Origin of the sequence: Allobosea sp. Leaf344 (assembly GCF_001426225.1) — a bacterium.
Taxonomy (GTDB): domain Bacteria; phylum Pseudomonadota; class Alphaproteobacteria; order Rhizobiales; family Beijerinckiaceae; genus Allobosea.
Map to the genome: position 1 here is coordinate 865,613 of NZ_LMRT01000001.1, position 22,909 is coordinate 888,521.

The 22,909-nt window shown below is 62.6% G+C and carries 17 protein-coding genes; 6 read left to right on the forward strand and 11 right to left on the reverse strand.

Going from position 1 to position 22,909, the window contains the following annotated elements:
• Nucleotides 1-301: 301 nt before the first annotated feature.
• Nucleotides 302-2,341 (reverse strand): NAD(+) synthase, encoded by a 2,040-nt coding sequence (locus ASG72_RS03935; RefSeq protein WP_056709231.1) that lies wholly within the window; start codon nucleotides 2,339-2,341, stop codon nucleotides 302-304.
• A 269-nt stretch (nucleotides 2,342-2,610) separates the two neighbouring features.
• On the opposite strand from ASG72_RS03935, the gene ASG72_RS03940 reads away from it, so the two are divergent.
• From ASG72_RS03940 to ASG72_RS03965, 6 genes are all read left to right on the forward strand, one after another.
• Entirely contained in the window at nucleotides 2,611-3,951 is a 1,341-nt protein-coding gene (locus ASG72_RS03940) for a nucleotide sugar dehydrogenase (RefSeq protein WP_156395773.1), read from the forward strand.
• 43 nt (nucleotides 3,952-3,994) lie between these two features.
• Nucleotides 3,995-4,933 (forward strand): Gfo/Idh/MocA family oxidoreductase, encoded by a 939-nt coding sequence (locus ASG72_RS03945; RefSeq protein WP_056709233.1) that lies wholly within the window; start codon nucleotides 3,995-3,997, stop codon nucleotides 4,931-4,933.
• A gap of 4 nt (nucleotides 4,934-4,937) precedes the next feature.
• The gene (locus tag ASG72_RS03950; protein WP_280137732.1) at nucleotides 4,938-5,540 is read left to right on the forward strand and encodes an acyltransferase; all 603 of its coding nucleotides are present in this window, start codon (nucleotides 4,938-4,940) and stop codon (nucleotides 5,538-5,540) included.
• Nucleotides 5,540-6,694: a DegT/DnrJ/EryC1/StrS family aminotransferase gene (locus tag ASG72_RS03955; RefSeq protein ID WP_056709237.1), complete on the forward strand. Its 1,155-nt coding sequence runs from the start codon at nucleotides 5,540-5,542 to the stop codon at nucleotides 6,692-6,694. Before ASG72_RS03950 ends, ASG72_RS03955 begins: the two co-directional genes overlap by 1 nt.
• Nucleotides 6,691-7,806, forward strand: coding sequence for a glycosyltransferase family 4 protein (locus ASG72_RS03960; RefSeq protein ID WP_082540050.1), 1,116 nt, complete (start codon nucleotides 6,691-6,693; stop codon nucleotides 7,804-7,806). Before ASG72_RS03955 ends, ASG72_RS03960 begins: the two co-directional genes overlap by 4 nt.
• A gap of 102 nt (nucleotides 7,807-7,908) precedes the next feature.
• Nucleotides 7,909-9,117: a glycosyltransferase gene (locus ASG72_RS03965; RefSeq protein WP_056709240.1), complete on the forward strand. Its 1,209-nt coding sequence runs from the start codon at nucleotides 7,909-7,911 to the stop codon at nucleotides 9,115-9,117.
• On the opposite strand, the gene asnB (ASG72_RS03970) is transcribed toward ASG72_RS03965, so the two are convergent.
• Genes asnB (ASG72_RS03970) through ASG72_RS20175 form a run of 10 tightly spaced genes read right to left on the reverse strand, consistent with a single transcriptional unit; the run spans nucleotide 9,106 to nucleotide 22,836 of the window.
• On the reverse strand, nucleotides 9,106-11,004 hold the full coding sequence (asnB, locus tag ASG72_RS03970) for an asparagine synthase (glutamine-hydrolyzing) (RefSeq protein ID WP_056709243.1): 1,899 nt from the start codon (nucleotides 11,002-11,004) through the stop codon (nucleotides 9,106-9,108). The two genes, ASG72_RS03965 and asnB (ASG72_RS03970), sit on opposite strands and share 12 nt — an antisense overlap.
• 40 nt (nucleotides 11,005-11,044) lie before the next feature.
• Nucleotides 11,045-12,091, reverse strand: coding sequence for a UDP-N-acetylglucosamine 2-epimerase (non-hydrolyzing) (gene wecB / locus ASG72_RS03975; RefSeq protein ID WP_056709244.1), 1,047 nt, complete (start codon nucleotides 12,089-12,091; stop codon nucleotides 11,045-11,047).
• Nucleotides 12,088-13,269, reverse strand: a complete 1,182-nt coding sequence (locus ASG72_RS03980; RefSeq protein WP_156395774.1) for a glycosyltransferase family 1 protein — start codon at nucleotides 13,267-13,269, stop codon at nucleotides 12,088-12,090. Before ASG72_RS03980 ends, wecB begins: the two co-directional genes overlap by 4 nt.
• 6 nt (nucleotides 13,270-13,275) lie before the next feature.
• Entirely contained in the window at nucleotides 13,276-14,154 is an 879-nt protein-coding gene (locus ASG72_RS03985; RefSeq protein ID WP_056709249.1) for an NAD(P)-dependent oxidoreductase, read from the reverse strand.
• A gap of 11 nt (nucleotides 14,155-14,165) precedes the next feature.
• Complete coding sequence (locus ASG72_RS03990) at nucleotides 14,166-15,290, reverse strand: class I SAM-dependent methyltransferase (protein WP_056709251.1); 1,125 nt, start codon at nucleotides 15,288-15,290, stop codon at nucleotides 14,166-14,168.
• 52 nt (nucleotides 15,291-15,342) lie between these two features.
• A complete protein-coding gene (locus tag ASG72_RS20170; protein ID WP_156395775.1) occupies nucleotides 15,343-16,911 on the reverse strand; it encodes a glycosyltransferase family 4 protein in 1,569 nt (522 codons plus the stop codon).
• A complete protein-coding gene (asnB, locus tag ASG72_RS03995; RefSeq protein WP_082540053.1) occupies nucleotides 16,908-18,797 on the reverse strand; it encodes an asparagine synthase (glutamine-hydrolyzing) in 1,890 nt (629 codons plus the stop codon). Before asnB (ASG72_RS03995) ends, ASG72_RS20170 begins: the two co-directional genes overlap by 4 nt.
• A 21-nt stretch (nucleotides 18,798-18,818) precedes the next feature.
• Nucleotides 18,819-19,931 (reverse strand): glycosyltransferase, encoded by a 1,113-nt coding sequence (locus ASG72_RS20545; RefSeq protein ID WP_156395776.1) that lies wholly within the window; start codon nucleotides 19,929-19,931, stop codon nucleotides 18,819-18,821.
• Between the two features lie 2 nt (nucleotides 19,932-19,933).
• Complete coding sequence (locus ASG72_RS04005; protein ID WP_056709257.1) at nucleotides 19,934-21,388, reverse strand: glycosyltransferase; 1,455 nt, start codon at nucleotides 21,386-21,388, stop codon at nucleotides 19,934-19,936.
• Entirely contained in the window at nucleotides 21,385-22,836 is a 1,452-nt protein-coding gene (locus ASG72_RS20175) for a glycosyltransferase (protein WP_162246188.1), read from the reverse strand. The genes ASG72_RS04005 and ASG72_RS20175 overlap by 4 nt, the downstream gene beginning before the upstream one ends.
• Nucleotides 22,837-22,909: the final 73 nt, after the last annotated feature.

A 22,909-nucleotide genomic window follows, 5' to 3' on the forward strand; every position in this document is an offset into this window, starting at 1 on the left:
CACGTCCCCTGGGTTGCTTTGCTTACGCTCGCAATGACGGGGAGCGATTGTCAGCGAGAAGGAAGCACATCGCCCCACCCATCTCACCCGTCCTTGCGAGCGTAAGCGAAGCAATCCAGAGCCGCACGCTCTGCGCCCCCCTGGGTTGCTTCGCTTACGCTCGCAATGACGGGAGCGATGTCAGCGACACGGAAGCCACAGCCCCGCCAACCTCACCCGTCCTTGCGAGCGTCAGCGAAGCAATCCAGAGCCGCGCGCTCGACCCCCCTGGGTTGCTTCGCTGCGCTCGCAATGACGGTCGTCAATCCGGGATGCGGTCGAGATCGGCCAGCCAGGCGGCGGCGGAGGCGTCGCTTGGGGCCCGCCAATCCCCGCGGGGTGACAAAGACCCGCCCGAGGAGACCTTCGGCCCGTTCGGCAGGGCCGAGCGCTTGAACTGGCTGGTCTCGAAGAAGCGCCGGACGAAAACGCCGAGCCAGCGCTTGATCGTCGGAAGATCATAGGCACGCCGCTTCTCCGCCTCAATATGCGGCGGCCAGGAGCCCCGGTCCGCATCCGACCAGGCGTGCTGCGAGAGGAAGGCGACCTTGCTCGGGCGGAAGCCGTAGCGGGTGATGTAGAACAGGTTGAAATCCTGCAGCGCATAGGGCCCGACGAAATCCTCGGTCTTCTGGCTCGGCCCCTCGCCCTCCCCCGGCACCAGCTCTGGCGAAATCTCGGTCGCGAGAATGTCGAGCATCGCCGCCGAAGCCTCCTCGCCGAAGCGGCGGGACTGCGCGACCCAGCGGATCAGATGCTGGATCAGCGTCTTCGAGACCGAGCCGTTGACGTTGTAATGCGACATGTGATCGCCGACGCCATAGGTGCACCAGCCCAGGGCCAGCTCGGAGAGATCGCCCGTGCCGAGCACCAGCGCATTGTGCCGGTTGGCGAGGCGGAACAGCACGGAGGTGCGCGCACCCGCCTGCACATTCTCGAAGGTGATGTCGTAGACCGGCTCGCCGCGGGCGAAGGGATGGCCGATATCCTCGAGCATTTGCCGGCAGGCCGGCGTCATGTCGATTTCGGTGGCGGTGACGCCGAGCGCCGTCATCAGCCGCCAGGCATTGGCCTTGGTGCCCTTGGAGGTGGCGAAGGCCGGCAGCGTATAGGCGAGGATATTGCTGCGCGGCAGGCCCAGCGCGTCGAAAGTGTGCGCGGCGACGACCAGAGCCTGCGTCGAATCCAGCCCGCCCGAAATGCCGATCACCAGCTTCTCGATCCGCGCGCTCTCCATGCGCTTGCGCAGCCCGTGCGACTGGATGTTGTAGGCCTCGAAACAGAGCTCGTTCAGCCTGGCATCATCCGAGGGCACGAAGGGGAAGCGCTCGACCAGCCGCTTCAGCCCGAGATCGCTGTCGCGATCCGGCCCGGCCTCGAAAGCGACGGTGCGGAAGCTCAGCCGATCGCGCAGGGCATCGGCATTGTCGCCGAAGGTGTTCTGGCGGATGCGGTCCATCACCAGCCGCTCGAGATCGATATCGGCCAGGATCAGCTGCGGCTCGGCGGCGAAGCGCTCGGCCTCGGCCAGCAGCGCACCATTCTCATAGATCATCGCCTGCCCATCCCAGGCGAGATCGGTGGTCGATTCGCCCGGCCCGGCGGCGGAATAGGCATAGGCTGCGAGACAACGGCCGGAATGGGCCTTGCAGAGAGCGTGGCGCCATTCCGACTTGCCGATAGTGACGTTGGAGGCCGAGAGGTTGAACAGCACGGTCGCCCCGGCCAAAGCGGCAAAGGAAGAGGGCGGGACCGGCGTCCAGACATCCTCGCAGATTTCCATATGCAGCACGCAATCCGGGATATCGCTCGCCTTCAGCAGGATGTCGCTGCCGAACGGCACCTCCTGCCCGCAAAGCGTGATGCTCTCCACCCCGGCCCGCTCGCCGGACGCAAACTGCCGGCGCTCGTAGAATTCGCGGTAATTCGGCAGATAGGTTTTCGGCGTCACCGCGAGAATCCGGCCGCGATGGATGGCGAGCGCGCAGTTGAACAGCCGCCCGGCCACGCGCAGCGGCGCGCCGACAATGGCGAGCGTGCGCAGCGAGCGGGTTTCCGCGATGAGCGTGCCGATCGCGGCGAGGACTTCATCGAGCAAGGCATGCTGCTGCAGCAGATCGTCTATGGCGTAGGCGCTGAGCCCGAGTTCGGGGAACAGTGCGACCGCGGCGTGCTGCGCATCGGCCTGCCGCAGCATGGCGAGCGTCTGCGCGACATTGAAGGCGGGATCCGCCACCTTGAGCCGCGGCGCGGCGCAGGCGAGGCGGATGAAGCCGTGGCTGTGGAGGTTGTGAAAACTCATCGGCGTCCGTTTTGGCAGCGCCCATCCTTCGCGAGCGGCTCCCTTTATCGCGCGCGCCCGGGATGCGGGGCAAGAGCGGGAGGCGGCGCGAGGGCGGCGTGCAGCCTGCTCCAGGAGCATGTCGCGTGTCGATTTCGAGCAAAAAGCTCAGCCGCCCCGCTCACAGTGACGGGTCGTGCGGATATTGACGCAGTTAAGTATCTCTGGAAGAAGCAGCCTCCATTAAGAAACCCAACGGCCAAGGTGCCGCGCGGTAGTCGGGGTTGAATGTGACTTCTCAGATTGCGCAACGATTTATCGAACGCGTCAATGACCGCTCGATCGTCATAGGCATTGTTGGTCTCGGCTATGTCGGGATCCCGCTGGCGCTCGCGGCGCTGCGTCGTGGCATCAAGGTCATCGGCTTCGATATCGACCAGAAGCGGGTCGACGATCTCAACGCCGGCAAGAGCGCGATCAAGCACATCCCGATGGATCTGATCGTCGAGGGCGTAAAGACGGGTCACTTCCTGGCGACGACGGATTTCGACCGGATGGCCGAGCCGGACGCGCTGCTGATCGCGGTTCCGACCCCGCTGACGAAGCATCGCGAGCCCGACCTGTCCTATGTCGTGAAGACGACGGAAGCGATCGGCAAGAGGCTGCGCCGCGAGCAGCTGGTGGTCCTGGAATCCACCACCTATCCCGGCACCACCGACGAGGTGATGCGCCCGATCCTGGAGAAGGCGACCGGGCTGAAGAGCGGCGAGGAGTTCTTCCTCGCCTTCTCGCCGGAACGCGAGGACCCCGGCAATCCGGACTTCGGAACCTCGACGATTCCCAAGGTCGTCGGCGGCGATGGTGCCGATGCGCTGGCCATGTCGATGGCCCTCTACGGGGCGCTCGTCGTCAAGGCCGTTCCGGTCTCCTCGACCGCGACGGCTGAGGCGGTCAAGCTGACGGAAAACATCTTCCGGGCGGTGAACATCGCCTTGGTCAACGAGCTGAAGGGCGTCTACTCCGCCATGGGGATCGACGTCTGGGAGGTCATCGACGCGGCGGCGACCAAGCCATTCGGCTTCATGCCGTTCTATCCGGGGCCGGGGCTCGGCGGCCACTGCATCCCGATCGACCCGTTCTACCTGACCTGGAAAGCGCGGGAATACGACATCACCACGCGCTTCATCGAGCTCGCCGGGCAGATCAATTCGCGCATGCCCTATATCGTCGTGAACAAGCTGGCCGAGCTCGTCGACATGAAGGTGCGCAAGAACCTCAGCGATTCCCGGATCCTGATCCTCGGCATCGCTTACAAGAAAAACATCGACGACATGCGCGAAAGCCCGGCCCTCAAGCTGATCGAGCTGATCGAGAAGCGCGGTGCCCATGTCGAATTCCACGATCCCTTCATTCCGGTGATCCCCGCGACGCGCGAGCATGCGGAACTGACCGGGCGCAAGAGCGTGCCGGTGAGCAAGGAGTCGCTCGCCGGCTTCGACGCGGTACTGATCGCCACCGATCACGACGAGCTCGATTACGGCGCCATCGTTCGGGATTCGAAACTGGTCGTCGACACGCGCAATGCCTGCGCCCGAAAAGGCGTGATGGCCGAAAACGTCTTCAAAGCCTGAGCACACGCCCGCCTCTGCGGGTCAGATAGGTCCAGAATCAGCCATGACGAATTTCGCGTTGATCGGCGCCGCGGGTTACATCGCACCGCGCCACATGCAGGCCATCAAGGCCGTGGGCGGTGATCTCCGGGTCGCCTATGACCCCAACGACTCCGTCGGGATCATCGACAGCCATTTTCCCCAGGCGCATTTCTTCACCGAATTCGAGCGCTTCGACCGCCATGTCGACAAGCTGCAGCGCCGGGGCGAGCATCTCGACTACATCAGCATCTGCTCGCCGAACTATCTCCATGACGCGCATATCCGCTTCGGCCTGCGCTCCGGCTCCGACGTGATCTGCGAGAAGCCGCTGGTCCTGAACCCCTGGAACATCGACGGGCTGGCCGAGATCGAGCAGCAGACCGGGCGCAAGGTCAACACCATCCTGCAGCTCAGGCTGCATCCGGCGATCCAGGCCCTGAAGGAGCGGGTCGCCCAGTCGAACGAGCGCCATTCGGTCGACCTGACCTACATCACCTCGCGCGGTCGCTGGTATCACGCCTCCTGGAAGGGCGACGACGCCAAGTCGGGCGGCGTCGCCACCAATATCGGCGTGCATTTCTTCGACATGCTGGCCTATGTCTTCGGACCGCTGCAATCGCAGACCGCGAGCCTGCGCCAGCCCGAGCGTGCCGGCGGTCTGCTCTCCTATGAGAAGGCCGATATCCGCTGGTTCCTCTCGGTCGATGCCAATGACCTGCCCGACAGCGTCAAAGGCAAGAAGACGACCTATCGCTCGATCACCATGGATGGCGAGGAGGTCGAATTCTCCGAAGGTTTCACCGACCTGCACACGCGCAGCTATCAGGAGATCCTGGCCGGCCGGGGCTACGGGCTGGACGATGTCCGCTTCTGCGTCGAGGTGGTATCGGAATTCCGCAACGCGCCAATCAAGGCCGGCGGCGAGCGCCATCCCTTCGTCGACAAATATCAGAAGGCCTGACGGGATGGGCGCTGCTCCCGAAATGCGCGACGATCCGCGGTTCGCAGGCGCCAAGATCCACGAGAGCGCCTATGTCGACGACGGCGTCACGATCGGCGCAGGCACCAAGATCTGGCATTTCGTGCATGTCCTCGGGCAGACGACGATCGGCCGCGATTGCGTCCTCGGCCAGAACGTGATGGCGGGTCCGCGCGTCACCATCGGCAATGGCTGCAAGATCCAGAACAATGTCGCCCTCTATGACGGGGTCGAACTCGAAGACGACGTGTTCTGCGGCCCGTCCTGCGTGTTCACCAACGTCAACAATCCCCGGGCCTTCCTGAACCGCAAATCCGAATTCCGGCGGACCCTGGTCAAGACCGGCGCCAGCATCGGCGCCAACGCCACCATCGTCTGCGGACACACGCTCGGCGCCTATTGCTTCATCGCGGCGGGCGCCGTGGTGGCGAAGGATGTGCCCGATTTCGCGCTGATGGCCGGGGTTCCCGCCCGCCGCATCGGCTGGATGAGCCATAATGGCGCCAAGCTCGGAGCCGATCTCGTCTGCCCGGAGACCGGGCGGCGCTACCGCGAGACCGCGCCCGACAGATTGGAGGAGATCGTCTGATGAGCGAGCGTCCCGCAATCGAGTTTATCGACCTGAAGGCCCAGCGCCAGCGCATCGGCAAGGCGATGGACGAGGCCATTCTGAAGGTCGTCCATGACGGCAACTACATCCTCGGCGAGCAGGTGGCGCAGTTCGAGGCCGGGCTGGCCTCCTTCTGCGGCGCGAAGCACGCGATCGCGGTCGCCAATGGCACCGATGCGCTGATCCTGGTGCTGGAGGCGCTGGGCATCGGGCCGGGCGACGCGGTGATCTGTCCCAGCTTCACCTTCGCCGCCACGGCCGAGGTCGTCGCCTGGATGGGCGCGACCCCAATCTTCGCCGAGATCGACGAGGCGACCTATAATCTCGACCCCAGCGCGATCGCCGCCGCGATCGAGACGGCCCGCAAGCACGAGCTGACCCCGAAGGCGCTGATCAGCGTCGACCTGTTCGGCCAGGCCTGCGATTACGAGCCGATCGAGGCGCTCTGCGAACGCAACGGCCTCGTCCTGATCGCCGATTCCGCCCAGGGCTATGGCGCGCGCTACAAGGGCCGGGTCGCCGGCGGGATCGGCGCCTTCGCCACGACCAGCTTCTTCCCAGCCAAGCCGCTCGGCTGCTATGGCGATGGCGGCGCGATCCTGACCAATAGCGACGAGCATGCCGAGCTGCTGCGGTCGCTGCGCTTCCATGGCAAGGGCTCCTACAAATACGACAATGTCCGCGTCGGGGTGAATTCCCGGCTGGACACGATCCAGGCGGCGGTGCTGATCGAAAAGCTGAAGGTCTTCGCCGAGGAGATCGAGAAGCGGCAGATCGTTGCGCAGCGCTATACCGCGGCGCTCAAGGATCTGGTCACGACGCCCTATGTCATGCCCGATTGCGTCTCGACCTGGGCGCAGTACACGATCCGGGTCGATGCCGATCGTCGCGACGCCTTCCAGGAAGCGTTGAAGGCCAAGGGCGTGCCGACGACGGTCTATTATCCCAAGCCGCTGCACCTGCAGACCGCCTACAGGCATTTCCCGGTCGCCGGCAACGGTCTGCCGATCTCGGAGCGGGTGGCCCGCGAAGTGGTTTCGCTGCCGATGCACCCCTATCTCGACGAAGAGACGCAGGACTACATCATCGCAGCCGTGCGCGAGGCTCTGGCCCTGTCGGCGGCGGCGGCGTGACCACGGGCCGACGCCTCGCCTATCTCTGCCTCGAGACCCCCCGGCCAGGACAGGCGACCTATACCCATGTCCATGAGATCATAGCCGGCTTGCGCGCGATCGGATGGGAGGTCGATCTGATCGCGACCGGGAGCGGCGGGGCCAGCTCCGGCTCGAGCTATCTCGCCCGGCTGCGCGACTATATCGGCGCGCAATGGCGGCTGATGCGCCGGCTCGGCGCCTATGACGGCGTGTATATGCGCGCCCATTTCGCCGCCTGGCCGGCCGCGGCCTTCGCTTCGGCCAGGAGCGTGCCGGTCTTCCAGGAGATCAATGGCCTGCCCGCCGACATCTTCGTGACCTATCCCTGGCTCGGGCGGCTGTCGGGGCTGGTGAACTGGCTCTATCGCAGCCAGATGAAAATGGCCGCACATGTCTTCGTCGTGACCGAGGGTCTGAAGCGGTGGGCGCAGACCGAAGCCGGGCATGAGCGGGTCAGTGTCGTCAGCAATGGCGCCAATACGGCCCTGTTCAATCCCGAGGGACCCCGGCCCGCAGGGCTCGGCACCTATGTCGCCTTCGTCGGCGGGCTGACGGCCTGGCACGGCATCGCCACCATGATCGCGGCCACGCGGCAGCCGAACTGGCCCGATCATGTCCGGCTTGTGATCATCGGCGACGGTGTCGAGCGTCATCTTCTGACCGGAGACAGCCTCGGCAGCCGCGTCCACTGGCTGGGCCGCCGGCCTCCCGAGGAGGTTGCAGCCTATCTCAGAGGGGCTCTGGCCGCCCTGTCGATCACCGAGGATTCCGCGGACCATCTCGCGACCGGGGTCGCTCCGCTGAAGCTGTTCGAGGCGATGGCCAGCGGGGCGGCCGTCATCGTCACGGACCTGCCTTTCCAGAAGGAGCTCGTCGGGACGCACGAGACGGGGATCGTCATCCCGATGAGCAACCCGCCGGCTCTCGCCGGTGCCGTCAGAGCCTTGGCCGACGATCCCGATCTGGCGCGCCGGCTCGGCCGCAACGGCGTCGCCTATGTCAACGCACACGCGACCTGGGCGAAGCGGGCTGGCGAAATCTCAGACGTGCTGACGCATAATCTTGATGCCGAAGCTCTACCTTCGCGCTAGTGGTGCTGAAATAGAGAAGTCGGCAAGGCATCCCGCCTGTGTCGCCCCGCCCGCTCACTCGCAGATGCGCAGCGCCTGCACCGATCAAAAGCTCCCAGCCTTATGAACCATCGGGTCGCTGTCCTCTCGTTCTCCCGGATCGCCCGCGACCGACGGGTCCTGCGGCAATGCGATCTGCTGGCTGAGCTCGGCGCCGAGCCGGTCGTCATCGGCTATGGCAGCACCGGCGAAAGCGTCGGCCATTCCCATCGTTTCTGGCCCACGCCGCAGCCGGATCTGGCGCATCGGCTGAAGACGGTGCTGCGGCAGCTGCCCGCCCATCTCGGCGTCTCGGCCGCGCTGGCGGGCTTCTGGATGCGGCCGGAATATCGGTGGGCGCTGGACCAGCTGCGCCGCTCCGGCTGCACCCTGGTTCTCGCCAATGACTGGCCCGCTCTCGTCGTGGCGGCGCGGTGGAAGGCGGAGAGCGGCGGCCTCGTGCATTACGACACGCATGAATTCGCCACGCTGGAATTCGATGAACGGCGGAGCTGGCGGGTGATCTACAAGCCCTATGTCACGCATCTCGAACGCATGGCGATCGGCGCCGCCGACCAGGTCTCGACCGTCGGACCGAAACTCGCCGAAGCGCTCCAGGAGCACTATCGCCTGCCCGAGACGCCTCTCGTCGTCAGGAACACGCCGGAGCAGATCGCCCTTCCCCCGGAACAGCCGACCGCCTGGCCGCTGCGACTCCTCTATCACGGGCAGGTCCTGGAAGATCGCGGGCTCGAAGCCCTGATCGACAGTATTCCGCTCTGGCAGACCAGGCATCGGCTGACGATCCGCGGCGATGGCAACGCCGCCTATATCGACCGGCTGCGCCGTCGCGTCGCCGAGACCGGCGCGCAGGCCCAGGTCAGCTTCGAACCCGCCGTCCCCCCCGGCGAGGTGATGAGTCTCGCCGCAGCCCAGGCCGATATCGGGGTGCATTTCACGCCGCTCGAGACCAAGCAGCGTCATTTCAGCCTGCCCAACAAGCTCTTCGAATATATCGGCGCCGGGCTGGCGGTCGCGGTATCGCCGGGGGCGGATCTGCGACGCATCGTCGAGGCCTATGGCCTGGGTGTCGTCAGCGCCGATGCCGGATCCCGCGCCGTGGCGGATGCCATCAACGGGCTGACCCAACCCGCCGTCGTCGCTTATCGCCGCAATGCGCGCCTGGCCGCATTGGAGCTCTGCTGGGAGCACGAGCGCGAGATTCTGCGCGAGAGCTTCAGGTCGATGCTGGAGCGCAGCGGCGCCCGCTGCGAGCGCCACTCAGCGCAATGACACGCGGAAGCGCTCGGCCCATAGACCGAGGCTGACGATCCGCCAGAGCGCGAAATCGAAGGGCTTTCGCCCATCGAGGATATCGGTGGCCAGGCGGCGGACGCCGGCGGGGTCGAGCAGGCCGGGCAGCAACCGCAAGGTCCGCTCGACGCCGTCCAGAACCAGATGCCGCAGGGGCCCCCTGAACCATGCCTCTTCGGGCGTGGCGAAGCCCAGCTTGTCACGGCGCTGCGACACCTCCGGCGGCAGGATATCGGCCATGGCACGCCGCAGCACGCGCTTCGTATCCGCGCCGACCAGCTTGTGCTGGTTGCCGAGGGCGAGCGCGAAATCGACCAGTGGCGGGTCCAGGAACGGCACCCGCGCCTCGATCGAATGCGCCATGCTGTTGCGATCCTCCCAGTGCAGAAGCATGGGCATGTTCGAGGCATGGGCCATCACCAGGCAGTAGCCGGCTATGTCTTTCGGGGCCGCCAATCCGAGCGACTCCGCCGCCGTCTGCAACGCCGTCGGCTGCCGGGACAGGGCGGCCAGAGCCTCCGTCGCCATCCAGCCATGCTGCATCTGCCCGCGATGGGTCCGCCGCACATTGGCTTTCAGCCCTTCCGGCGCGAGCGAGAAGCCGAGCCTGGCGATTTGCAGCAGCAGCGACTGTCCATGAGTGGATTGGCGATCCCGCATCACCCGCGCCAATTCCCGCAGGCGAAAGGAGCGGGCGAGCTCGGCTAGATAGACCGGGAACAGGCTGTGATATCCGGCCAGAATCTCGTCGGCGCCCTGCCCGTCCAGCATCACCTTGATGCCGGCCTTGCGGGCCTCCTCGAAGACGCACCATTGCGCGAAGATCGAGGTGGATCCGAAGGGTTCGTCCTGATGCCAGGTGATGTCGGATGCGCGTTGGAAGACATCCTCCGCACGCGGGAAGATGAAATGCGCCCGGGCCCCGGTCCGCTCCACGACCGCATCCATGAAGGGCTTCTCGTCGACCGACTTATCCTCGTAGCAGGCCGAGACCGTGTGCAGCCCGGCCGAGGATGCCGTCAGCATCTGCGCCATCAGGCAGACGATGGAGGAGGAATCCAGCCCGCCGGACAGGCATGAGCCGACGGGGACATCGGCGCGCAGATGCAGGCGCACGGAATCGCTCAGCAGCGCTCTGAACCGGTCGGCGGCATCCCGCTCCGAGATCGGCGCAATGTCCGGCAGGGCGACCGCGTGCCAACGCCTGACGACCGGGGCGGAGACCCGCCCTGCGGAGAGGTCGATCAGGGCGGATTCGCCACCCCGAAGCTGCAGGATGCCGGCAAAGAAGGTTTCGGCGGTATGGTCGGAGATCCCATTGGCGAGGAAGTCATGCGCCCGTGCCAGGTTGAGCGCGCGCGGGATGCCGGGGAGTTCGAGCAGCTGCTTGATCTCGGAGGCGAAGCCGATCCCCTGCGCATTGGCGACGAAATAGAGCGGCTTGATGCCGTACCGGTCGCGCGCCGCGAAGAAGCGCTTGGCGAGATCGTCCCAGATGATGAAGGCGAACATGCCGCGCAGCCGCGCCAGCGCGCTCTCGCCCCAATGGATATAGGCGAGGAGCAGCACCTCCGAATCCGACTCGGTGGTGAACGCCACGCCCTGCGCCCGCAGCTCGTCGCGCAGTTCGATGTAATTGTAGATCTCACCGTTGAAGACGAGCTGATAGCGCCCCGACGGATCGGCCATGGGCTGCAAGCCATTGTCCGACATGTCGATGATGGCCAGCCGCCGATGGCCCAGCGCCACCGGACCCGCGGGGCTGTCGAACACGCGCCAACCGCGCCCATCCGGGCCGCGATGCGCCACGATGTCGATGCAGCCAGGATCGGGCGGGAAGCCAATCGAGCCGAAAATTCCACACATGATCGGTGCCTTGGATCCTGAACGACGGAGCCGGCTGGCCTCACATGGCCTGCCGGATGCTGGCGATGACGGCCTCGGCAGCATGGCCGGTGCCGTAATCTTCGATATCGGACCGCGGCAGCCAGTCGGAACTGGTCCAGAGCCGGTTCCAGCCATGTGCGATGGTTTCAGTCCATTCGGTCTCGTCGCGCAAGGTGATGCAGGGCCGGCGCGCGAAATAGGCCTCCTTCTGCAATCCCCCGGAATCGGTCAGCACCAGGGCACAGGCGTCGAGCAGGCGCACCATGTCGAGATAGCCGACAGGGTCGATCATCCGGATGCCCCCGGTTTCGGTGCCCGAGCGGGCGATGGCCTGGCGGGTGCGGGGATGCAGGGGCAGGATGACCGGCAGGCCGCCGGCCGCGTCTGTGATCGCGGCCATTACCCGCTGCAGGCGCACGGGATCATCCGTGTTCTCCGCCCGGTGGACCGTGGAGAGCACGAAACCGCCCTCCGCGATGTCCAGGCGGCGCAGGATGGCCGAGGTCTCGCGCGAGCGCTTCTGCGCATGCAACATGGCGTCGTACATGACGTCGCCGACCTGATGAACCCCGTCGACGATGCCCTCAGTCCGGAGATTGTCGACCCCCGCGCGGGTCGGGCTGAGCAGCAATGTCGAGACATGGTCGGTCAGGACGCGGTTGATCTCTTCCGGCATGCGCCGGTTGAAGGAGCGCAGCCCGGCTTCGACATGGACGACCGGGATCTGCAGCTTCACGGCCGCCAAGGCTCCCGCCAAGGTCGAGTTGGTATCGCCATAGACCAGGACCCAGTCGGGCCGATGCTCCAGCAGGACCCGCTCGATCCCCTCCAGCATCTGCCCGGTCATGGCGCCGTGCGATCCGCCATGGATGGCGAGGTTCTGATGCGGCCGGGGGATGTCGAGCTCGTCGAAAAACACCTCGGACATCATCTCGTCGAAATGCTGGCCGGTGTGGATCAGGATCTCCGAGAGATCGGGAGCAGCCCTGAGCGCCCGGCTGACCGCGGCCGCCTTGATGAATTGCGGGCGGGCGCCGACAATGGTGAGGATCGTCTTTGATGTCATATCGATGATTCCGCCCCGGTTTTCGTGTAATCCGCCAATGTCTGCTTCGCTAACGCAAGCGGGTCATGCCATGTCTCGACGAAATGCCGGGAATGTTGTCCCATCGCGTGAAGATTTGCGCGCGGCGCGGCGATCAGGCCGCGCATGACATCATAGAGGCTGTCAGGATTTGCTTCTATGATCGGCAAATCTGACACGAATGAGTGATCTACAGCCTCGAGGTCATTGCGCCGGAGATAGGCTACGACAGGCTTGCCGAGCGACATCGCTTCGACGCCGAGGCCGCCATACCAGCCGGCGAGCAGCTGGTCGATGACGACATCGCTTTGTCGATACCGCGCGAGCGCTTCCGCGCGCGGAAGCCCCTCCACCAGGTCCAACTCGAAAACGGCGCCTTCGCTTTTTAGCCGGCTGGCTGCGGCCAGTACATATTCCGTGCCCTTGGCGCCACGATGGCTGGGCGCGTGCGCGAAGATCAGCGGACGAGACGCATCTGCCGTGGGTGGGGCCGGTGAAACGCTGGCAGGGTCGAAGCTGGCATAGGGAAGAAAGCGCGTGCGCTCCGGAAGCACCTGCAAGAGGTCCGGGTTCAAGGCGTAGTGAATGGGGACGTGCCGGGCGAACGCAGCAATGGTCCGGCGCTTCCATGCGTCTGAGCCGGGCACATAATAGCGATCGCCCAGTTCATGGGCGATCGAGGCCTCGAACAGCGCGAGCGACCTGTCGTGTTGACGCGCATCGTCTCCCTGCCAGGTGACGGCCAGTTTCTTGCCCATCGCCGACAGGAGCGGCAGATCCTTGAGCCAGATCGCACGGCAATAGAGTCGCCACGCCACGGATAGCGGGTTGCGCCACTCCAGCCTGTCGAGCGCGGGATAGGCATGAGGCACCAGGCAGCTTTGCCCGAAAGAGAAATGCACGACATCGGCCCAGGCGATGGCTCGCCAGAGGAGTCGCCACCGTGCAGCTTCCCTGACCAAGATGCGCGCATTGGGAGGCGCCAATGCCTGATCGGCGGGGAATCCCTGCGCCGTTTCTTCGATGACGATGCAGCGGCTATCGGCGCCCAGCGCCCTCTCGGCGGCCGCGAGCTGGGCCGACTGACCAGCGACATTCCAGGGGCAATGGAGGATCCGCAATGGGCGCCCGTTGCGAATAATGGCAGGCGGCTGAGCCATATCTGCTCAGCGCTCTCCGGAAAGGGTCGGACCCAGCCCATCCTCGAAGCGACGGAATTGCGAAAGATCGAAGCGGGTGGCCAGCTTCGTCAGGTCGGGAACCACGCGAGGCGGCACGGTGCCCGCCGGCAAGACGAGGTTTCGCGCAAAGACAGGCGCCAATCCCAGATGCTTGCCGATCATTGTCGCGACGTGCTCGATCGAATGCGCCTCAGGCGCCGCGACGTTGAAGATGCCGCTCCACGAGTCGCGCAACGCGACGAGCAGGACCTGGCAGAAATCATCGACATAGGTTGGGGCGAACTCCATGCCGCCGCCATCGACCGGCAGCGAGACGGGAACGCCTTGCCGGATGCGACGGATCAGATCAGGGATCAGCCGCTCTGCCTGGTTCGGCCCGTAGGGAGCAAAGACGCGCAGGACAGATATCGGAAACAATGCCGAATAGGGCCGCGACAGAATTTCCGCGGCAAATTTCGTAGCGCCGAGGTTCGAGACGGGCTGCAGGCTCGCGGTTTCGACCAGCGGCTGCAGAAACGGTTCATAGACCGTGCCGCTGGACACCAGGCAGAAGCGCTGCACACCAGCTTTGGCTGACGCATCAAGCAGCTCATGCGTTCCGGCCACATTGACCCTGAACATCTCGTCAGCGTCGCCCGGAAATGCGCGATAGGCCCGGGACTGAGCGAGGTGAGCCACGGCGTCGATCGTGTCCGGCAGGCGCAGCGGCTGGCCTGATCCGAGGCTATGGACCAAGGCCGCCGCGCCATGCGGAACGGCGGCTTCGTCACGGACCAGGGCCGTGACCCCGTGCCCGTGACTCAGGGCCTCCCTGACGAGGGCCTGCCCGACAAAACCCGAGGCGCCAGTGATCAGAATATGCATCCGCTCAATCCTCAAGCGGGCTTCGTCACCAGAACAGAAATGCCATTGGGGTTCGCATCATTGATCTGCCATTCCCGGGCGCCGAGATCACGAAGCCAGCCCTCGACCTCTTCCTGGGTATGCTGCCAAGCGTTGTGAGGATGATACCAGTCGAAATTGACCATATTGTTGGTCTCGTAATCGAATGCGTCATTCCAGAAACACTTGACGAAGTTATAATAGATGAGCCGCTGGACATCGTGCGTGCCCGCCGGAATGCCCAAAACCGGGATCGGTTTCTCCAGGGTGATCTTGGCGTTGAGCCGAGACAGTTCGCGCCCGAGCTCTGTCAGACCTTCGCAGGCCGCGTAGCATTCGTCCGGCGTCATGGGCATGAAATTCTTGCGGATATGCTCGTCGCAGAACACACGCGCCGGTCCCATCTTCTTGTAGACATAGAAGAAAAACTGCCCGCCCGGCTCGAGCTTGCGGTATAGCGCCTCGACGGCGAGCCTGGTGTCGGGGGTATGGTGCAGCACCCCGTCGGCGATGATGAAGTCGAAGTAATCGTCCGGGAAAGGCGCTTCCATGAGATCGGCCTGAACGACCGTGCAATTGGCCAGATCCCGCGTATTCTCATAGGTCGTCACAGCCGCGGCCGAGATGTCCAGCGCGAACACCTCGCCCTTGGTCTGCTCGGCCATGAAGCGCGAGTTGAAGCCAGAGCCCGGGCCGCATTCGAGGATGCGCTTGCGCTTGGCATGGAAGGCCTTCAACTCGTCGAGATTGGCGAGGTTGAACTTCTTCATGAACCAGCCGTACAGGAATTCCTGGTGCTGGGGCTCAAGGCCGTAATTCTTGAACCGCCGCCATTTATCGGAAAAAGTCTCGTTGGTCTTGGCCTGCTCGGCTGCTGCAGCGCGCGCGGAAGTCTGTTGCCAGGGCAGGTTGTGCTTCTGCGCGAAGGCAGACAAATCCTGCTGCAACACGCCGGTGAGGAATGACGGAACGCCGTCGATGATCGGCACCCAGCGGCCATCGGATGTCTTTAGCACACCCTCGCGGATCTGATCGCCATCCGTTTCAAATGCTTCGACTGAGAGCGGCTCGCCGCCGAGTTGGGCCGGTCTGAAATGGGAAACGCTGCTGGCGCGCAATGCCGTGATCCTTGGTCGGTGAGGTGGTTCGATCGAGTTCGTGTGGTCCTAGTCAGAGGCAAACTGGCCGTCCAGCGCTTTCATCAACCTCCGGAGCAGACGACTCCGGCGTGCGCGGCAGACAGTCATAGAGCGCTGCGAGCTTTTCCCACTCGACCGCCGCATCCATGTTCGCCAAGGCCGTGCTTGTATTGGCCGCGCATTGATTTCTCAACGCCATGTCACCGGCAAGACGATTAATGGCGGCAGCGATCGATCGTGGGTCGTAAGGATCGAATATCAGTCCGACACGGTGAGTGTCGACGAGGCGCCTAGCCTCAGGATAGTGCGCGACCAATACGGGCAATCCCGATGATAGATACTCGAAAATCTTGTTCGGCAAGGCATATGTGAAATTCTTGCACAGATTCGGAAGCGTCCAGATCCCGGCATCGGCGCCGCGAGCGGCTGAAACGACGTCCTTGGAGGGGACAGCCGGAGCCAGGATAAGTCGGTCCGAGGCGCCGACGCGCGCCGCGAGCCGCGCATAGCCCGGGCCGTAAGTTTCAATTTCCGGCCCGCGGATGACAAAGGTGCACTGAGGTGCGTGAGCCAATGCTTCAATCACCGGCTCGATCATTCGGGAAGGACCAATGCCACCCTGCCACAACAAGGTAAAACGGTCCGAGGGTATGCCGAATTGCTGCTTCAACGACGGATAGGGGCGACTTGCCACGAGTGTGCGATCTGGAATGTTGCGGATCACTGCAACTTTGCGGCTCCCGTCGCCGAGGGTCTGCGACATCTCATCGGCGATGGATTGGCAGACTGTCACCAAGTCCGAAGCGTGCTGAAAGCAAAGCCTTTCAAGCCAGCGATACGCTGCTCTCCGAGCGCGGGAATGGGAACGGTAGACGCCACGTAGCGGTGACCAAGTCACGTTCTCCGAGTACCACTCGTGGAAATCGCAAACAACATGGGCGCCGCTTTGCCGCGCGGCTGTCAAAGCGATCAGCGCAGTATTCAGATCATGGGCGTGAAATGCGAAAGGCTCGTGAGCCTGAGCGGCCTTCAGCATATCGCGGCCCAAAAAGCCGGGAAATTGCTCGGAGAAGCGGGCAGCCGACATTGGCAGCGCCTCGAATGTGATCCTTTCCTCCCAGTCGACGGCGGTACAGCTGGACCCATTCCATTGCGGATCGGTCCAGATGACATGGACTTGGAACCCACCTGCCGCCAACACCCGCGCTTCACGCTCAACTCTTGGATCGAAGCGGATGTCGGCGATAACCAACATGACGATCTGGCGGCCAACAGGGCGGCCGCCCACTCCTAAACGATTGAAAGAAAACCAGGCGCGACCGAATGCCCAGACGTTTCCCGGCCAGGCAGCCCAACCTGCGACGCTGCGAGTGGCTTGGCGCGTGGCGATGTAGAAAATGCGAAAGGACGGCCTTAAGGAAACGGCCAAACGCAGGGCTGGTGGGCGCAGTCGCGCCTCCAGCCTCGGCCGTGATCCAACAAAGGTGCGTAGCTTGGCGACCACGGGCTTGAACAGCCGATACCGCTCGGCATGCCTGCCGAGGCGGGTCAATTCATCATCTACAGCCGGGCGTGTCATGCCATTGAGACGCAGGTTCAAGCTGCCGGACGGAAAGGCCGGCCTAAATCGCCGCCATAAAAGCCGTTGATTTCACACCAAGCATCGAATGAGAGCAGGGACCATATCAGTGGTAGCCGATTGGCCGCTCCGCTCATGTGCTGCTCAATCGCGTCGGCCACGTAAGCGGGTTGAAAGACACCCCGCGCGGCAATACGGTCGGGGGCCAGAATTTCGCGGATCCAGGATTGGAGAGGACCCCGGTACCAAGATGCATCCGGCGGTCCAAAGCCCATTTTCGGCTTGTCGGCAACGATCGGCGGAACCCAGTCCCGAATGGCATCGCGAAAAACTTTCTTGCCCGTCTCACCGTCGTAAAGCAGTTGCCAATCATAGCACATGGCAAGGTCGATAACCTCATTGTCTATAAGCGGTACCCTGGCTTCCAATGAATGAGCCATGGAGAGTTTATCCTCCACCATCAGCAACCCGGTAAGATAAGTCTTGGTATCGGCATACATGAGACGGTCAAAATCAAATTCCGACGGGCAGCATTTAAGCAAATTGGAAAGCGCCCCCGCCACGGTGTACCCGCCACCAGAGCGGCGTGCCATGGGGGTGAAGGCGGTGTCGATGTCCTGTGGCGGCACCGGAAAGCAGTACAATTCAAGCATGCGTCGCATCGGATCGAGCGAGAGGCCGGTCGGCTTTAGTGCCCGGCCCAAGAGACGAGCTAGCAAGCTAGGCTTGGGTGAATTTGACACCGGATACGGCTGTCGCAGGTGCGCATAGCGGCCAACATAGCCGCCGAGAATCTCATCACCGCCACAGCCCGACAGAACGACTTTCGAATCCTGCGCGACGCGCTGGGCAATAAGATAATTGACATATGCCATTCCCATACGCGGCTCCTCCAGCGCATCGATCGTGGCGTGGAGCGAGGCCATCATTGCAGTCGGTGCAAGCTCAAGTTCAACGTGCTCTATTTGAAGATGCCCCGCGACGGCGCGGGAAAAGTCCCGCTCATCCACAATCCGGTCTGCGCCAACGCCGGTCAGGTCGAATAGGCAGGAGTAGGCCTTCACTCCAGGGCTGATGCGGTGCGCACCAGCCACAAGCGCCGAGGAGTCGATACCGCCCGAAAGATAGGCCATTACTGGCACATCGGCTGCCATTTGGCGCTGGATCGTGTCCTCCAGCATGCAGCGGAATTCTTGAGCAGCCGGCTGGGCGGCACTCTGACGCCGGTTGAACGACATGTCCCAGAACTGGGTCGTCCTTCGCCGTCCAGGCTCGTCAACAAGTAGATGCCCACCGAGAAGCTGGCGGACATCCTTAAACATCGAGCGCCCATCCCAGATATTCTGCTGCAGGAAATATGCATAAACCGCGCCCTCGTCTGGCTCTTTTTCAACCAGTCCCGAAGCGTGTATGGCGCGCACTTCTGAAGCGAAGATCAGCGCGCCGTCGCGCCGTTCGGCAATGTAGAGAGGTTTAATCCCGAGCCGGTCTCGCCCGAGCATGAGGCGACGGTTGATCTGATCCCAGACCGCGAACGCGAACATACCATTGAGGCGCGACAAGAGCCCTTCGCCCCATTGCTCATAACCATGCACCAGCACTTCTGTATCAGAATGGTCGGTGGCGAAGTGGTGGCCGGCGGCTTCAAGCTCACAACGAAGCGCTACATGGTTGTAGATCTCGCCGTTAAAAACGACCCAAACCGTCCCGTTCTCGTTGGACATTGGTTGGTGACCGGTGGCGATATCGACAATCGAGAGTCGGCGGAAGCCGAGTGCCACATCGCGATCGGACCAGAACCCTTCGTCATCCGGCCCCCGATGTGGGATCGAATCCGCCATCATTTTCACGCGCGCGGGCGCGTCAGAATATGCTCCGCGATGGAGAATGCCTGCAATTCCACACATGGTTGATCGCCTTTTGAGAACTCAACAGCCGAGGACGAGCGGGGCCTTCGGGTCGCGATAGATCGCGGTCAGCGCGCGCGCCGACTTTAGGGGATCGTGCCAGCGCTCGACATAAGCGCGAGAACGTTCGCCCGCCGCCACCAGTGCCTGCGGATCAGCAAGTATGACGGCCAGATCATTTTCCAGCGTCCGCTCGTCTATGCGCAACACCGGCATTTCGTTCCACATCGAGGGCGGCACGAATGAGCGATCTTCCTCACGGATGAAGGCAGCGACAGGTTTACCCATCGCCATTAGCTCCACTGCGAAACCGCCGTACCAACCTGCAAGAATCTGGTCGATCGCGAGATCGGCTGAGCGATAGAGCTTCATCGCCTCCGCATGCGGCGTATTTTCGACAAGAATTAGATCAAAATCGAAACGGCTCCGGAGCCGTTCGAGCGTAGCAAGGATCATCGAAGTGCCCTTGATACCAGCGTTGCTTGGCGCATGTAATATCCGCGGCCGGCGGCCGGGTTCTGGTAGATTGACCGTCTCCGCCATTACATCGACATTAGCATATGGCAAGAACTCCCCTTGGGGTACCATATGTCCGATTTCGGGATTGAGGTAGAATACTCGATCCATCAAGGGCAATAGAGTTTTAATCATTGCTCTGCGGTTAGTATCGAGACTGTCGATGCATGCGCCAAAGGCTGGGCATGCCTGATCTCTGCACATGGTCACAGCATTTATACGATGAGATTCGCGAGCTTGGCGAGCGTCGCAGCCTTGCAGCGTCATCACTACGGTGCGGCCAAGGCGCCGCGCCAGATGTACATCGCTCAATGCCTTTCTATCCATGTCCCGGCTAGCGCCGTAAGTCATACCGAAATCGTCCCACAGCATAAAGCTGCGGCCAAAATAATAATGAATTACGTCGTAGCGGAGAGGTGCAGTAAGGCTGAATACACTCCGGTTGAACCGCGCGCGGCGGGTGTTTCTTGCGTATTCGCTCAGTGTGCGCTCCGCTGGATAGCCGATCCAAGTGCCATAATTCTGCACCACGTCGCTCTTGTGCCCTAGCGCCCTTTCGGCGCGAGACAGAGTCCAGGGTTGATTGCCCACGTTGACAGGGCCGTGAAGGATACGCATCGTCAGCTTCGGCTTTCCGCCTGCAGGGCGCGCGGCAATGCATCGTACAGTGCAGCAAGTTTTTGCCATTCACCCTCTGCATCAATACTTTTCAAGGCGGCAAATGTATTGGCGCGGAAACTCTCGGCCAGCCCGGGCTCGTTGATCAATCGGTTGATCGCGGCGGCAATTGATAGCGGCTCATACGGCTCGAAAGTCAAGCCGATGCTGTGAGTGTCGACAACGCGCCGGGCTTCTGGATAATCCGCCACGAGCAGCGCGAGATTAGAAGCTGTGTACTCGAAAATTTTGTTCGGCAAGGCGTATGTGAAGTTCCGACACAAGTTTGGCAAGGTCCAAATTCCGGCATCTGCGCCGCGCGCCGCTACTACGACGTCTCGCGAGGTCACAGGGTCAATGAGAATGAGCCGGTCTGCTGAGCCAGCCGTTGCCGCTACGGCCCTATAAGCGTCGCCGAAAATGTCGAGCGAAGGTCCCCGTATAACCAGGACGCAATTAGGAGCGAATTCTAACGCTCTGATAATCGGCTCGATCAATCGGGTTGGCCCGGTACCTCCCTGCCAGAGCAGCACAAACTGACTTTCTGGCAAACTAAGTTGTGCCTTGAGCGGCGGATAATCTTTTGTAGGAACGGTCGAAAGGGTTGGGATGTTTCGGATGACATGGACTCTGCGGCCGGCGCCGAGTTCGCTGCTGAGCGCCTCTGCGATTGAATCACAGACCGTGATGACGGCGCTGGCCTCGCGCAATACCCTCGCCTCCAGCGCCTGAAGCTCCGCTTTCCAATCTTCGGGATAGGGCTGCCAGGCTTGCGATGCAGGATCCCAGTGCACGTTCTCGGAAGTCCATTCGTGGAAGTCTGCAACAAAATGCGCACCAGTCAGGCGAGCGGCCGCTAGGGCTGCGAGGCAAGTGTTGAGGTCGTGGCCATGGAAAGCGAGGGGCGGCTTAGGTCCAATCACCTTCATCGCCGCATCGAACATGTGGCCGGCGATGAAACCTGGTCGCTCAACGCAGAAGCTGGCCGCCTCGCGCGGGATCAATCGAATCGTGATGCCTTCCCCCCATTCTGGAACGGGCTTGGAGCCTTCGGGATTTGCAAGGTCGGGGCACAGCACCTCAACCAAGTATCCAGCGCGCGCCAGCGCCAACGCCTCCCGCTCGACGCGAGGATCATTCCAAAGGTCGGAGACCACCAGCATAATAATGCGATTGCCGATAGCCCGCGCTCCGATCCCCGGAGCCGAGGCCTGTGCCGCGGCGCGGGTCAATCGTCCGGCCGCCCCGGTCTTGCTGCTCAGCTGGCGTGCCAGTTGCCAGTGCATTAACATAAAGTCGCGCGGGCTGAATTGTGCGAGCCGCGACGCTGCTGCGATAATGGGCAACAGCGCAGGCTTGACCTGCGCTGCAAGGCCCGGCGACCAGCGTGCAGCGGCATGGAGCAACTTTGTAATCATTGTCCACACCTTGAAGCTAGCGATCGCCGCGGCAAGTCTCTGTACAGAGCGACGAGCTTCTCCCACTCGTCATTTTGCTTAAGGTGGCAGATCAGCTTCGCGGCATTGGCGCGAAACCCGTCGGTGAGCGTCGCATCTCCAATAAGGCTGTTGATTGCCCTGGCAATAGCCATGGGATCGAGCGGATCGAAGGTAAGCCCAAGCCCGTTGACCTCCACGAAACGACGCGCTTCTGGATAGTCTGCCGCCAATACGGGCAGGCCTGCGGCGGCATATTCAAAGATCTTATTTGGCATTGCATATATAAAGTTCTTGCCGAGCCCAAGAACCGAATAAATCCCCGCATCCGCCCCGTTTGCAGCAGCTACCACATCTCGAGATGGGACGGGCGGAAGAAGTATCAGCCGATCCGCGAAGCCTCCGACTCGCGCAATTTGCCGATAGCTTTCGCCATAAAGGTCTAGAGAAGGACCACGCACCACTAATACGCAACGCGGTGCGTAAGCCATCGCTTCAATGATCGGCTCAAGCAGCCGCGTTGGCCCTGTTCCGCCTTGATAAAGCAGTAAAAATTGACCGTCGGGAACGCCTAATACTTCCTTGAGAGAGGAGTAGGGCCGCGTTGGCTCAATCGAAACATTTGGCACGTTCCGGACCAGATGAATCGAACGCTGTCCGGCGATCTCAGCCGAGATAGCCTGTGCGATGTGTTCGGAAACAGTTATGCTAGCCGAGGCCTCCAGCACAAGGCGGTGTTCAAGAGCCTTTAGTTCTTGGCGCCATTCTGCGGGGTACGGCTTCCAAGCTAATGTTAGCAGATCCCAATGGACGTTCTCCGATGTCCATTCGTGGAAATCGATGACAAGGTGTGCGCCGGTCATTCTGGCCAGTGCATAGGCGACCAAGCCGGTATTGAGATCGTGTGAATGTATGGCGAGAGGCTTCAGGGCTTCTGCAACCCTCAGCGCGATGTCGAACAGCAGACCGCCCTCAAAACCGGGCCGCTCGCTCACATAATGAGACGCCCGCCAATCAACAAAGCGGGCATCGACCCCTGGACCCCAGTTGACTGCGACGCCTGGATCCTTGCCAAGCGTAGGATCGGGACAGAGGATGGTAACGGCATAGCCGGCCGCAGCGAGCGCCCTCGCCTCACGCTCGACACGCGGATCGACGCGCAGATCCGAGACGACGATCATTAGAACAGCGTTACCAGACGCACGATTCCCGATTCCGAAGGCAGACGGATCGGATAATGCTCCCATCAGCCGCTTCTTTGCCTCGGCGGCGTCTCGCGCCAATTCGGTCATTACCAGAGCGTGATGCTGAGCCTCGGCCTCGATGCGCGCCGCTGCGTCGTCGTGCTCCTTTTCCCATTGGCTGCGCGTATCCATACCGAGCTTGTGCTTAGCCCAGGTGACGTTGTCGCGCGTCGCGACCGCAATCAAGGCATGGGCGGCCGGACGTATTGCCGCGGCGAAGCCTGGAAATCGAGCCGCTATGGATTTAATGCGAGACCCT

Excerpts from the sequence above, each read along its gene's own strand:
- asnB (WP_082540053.1), bottom strand. The coding sequence starts at position 18,797 with ATGTGTGGAATTGCAGGCATTCTCCATCGCGGAGCATATTCTGACGCG.
- ASG72_RS03965 (WP_056709240.1), top strand. The coding sequence starts at position 7,909 with ATGAACCATCGGGTCGCTGTCCTCTCGTTCTCCCGGATCGCCCGCGAC.
- asnB (WP_056709243.1), bottom strand. The coding sequence starts at position 11,004 with ATGTGTGGAATTTTCGGCTCGATTGGCTTCCCGCCCGATCCTGGCTGC.
- wecB (WP_056709244.1), bottom strand. The coding sequence starts at position 12,091 with ATGACATCAAAGACGATCCTCACCATTGTCGGCGCCCGCCCGCAATTC.
- ASG72_RS03950 (WP_280137732.1), top strand. The coding sequence starts at position 4,938 with ATGGGCGCTGCTCCCGAAATGCGCGACGATCCGCGGTTCGCAGGCGCC.
- ASG72_RS03945 (WP_056709233.1), top strand. The coding sequence starts at position 3,995 with ATGACGAATTTCGCGTTGATCGGCGCCGCGGGTTACATCGCACCGCGC.
- ASG72_RS20545 (WP_156395776.1), bottom strand. The coding sequence starts at position 19,931 with ATGCGTATCCTTCACGGCCCTGTCAACGTGGGCAATCAACCCTGGACT.
- ASG72_RS03955 (WP_056709237.1), top strand. The coding sequence starts at position 5,540 with ATGAGCGAGCGTCCCGCAATCGAGTTTATCGACCTGAAGGCCCAGCGC.
- ASG72_RS03980 (WP_156395774.1), bottom strand. The coding sequence starts at position 13,269 with ATGGCTCAGCCGCCTGCCATTATTCGCAACGGGCGCCCATTGCGGATC.
- ASG72_RS04005 (WP_056709257.1), bottom strand. The coding sequence starts at position 21,388 with ATGATTACAAAGTTGCTCCATGCCGCTGCACGCTGGTCGCCGGGCCTT.
- ASG72_RS03935 (WP_056709231.1), bottom strand. The coding sequence starts at position 2,341 with ATGAGTTTTCACAACCTCCACAGCCACGGCTTCATCCGCCTCGCCTGC.
- ASG72_RS03985 (WP_056709249.1), bottom strand. The coding sequence starts at position 14,154 with ATGCATATTCTGATCACTGGCGCCTCGGGTTTTGTCGGGCAGGCCCTC.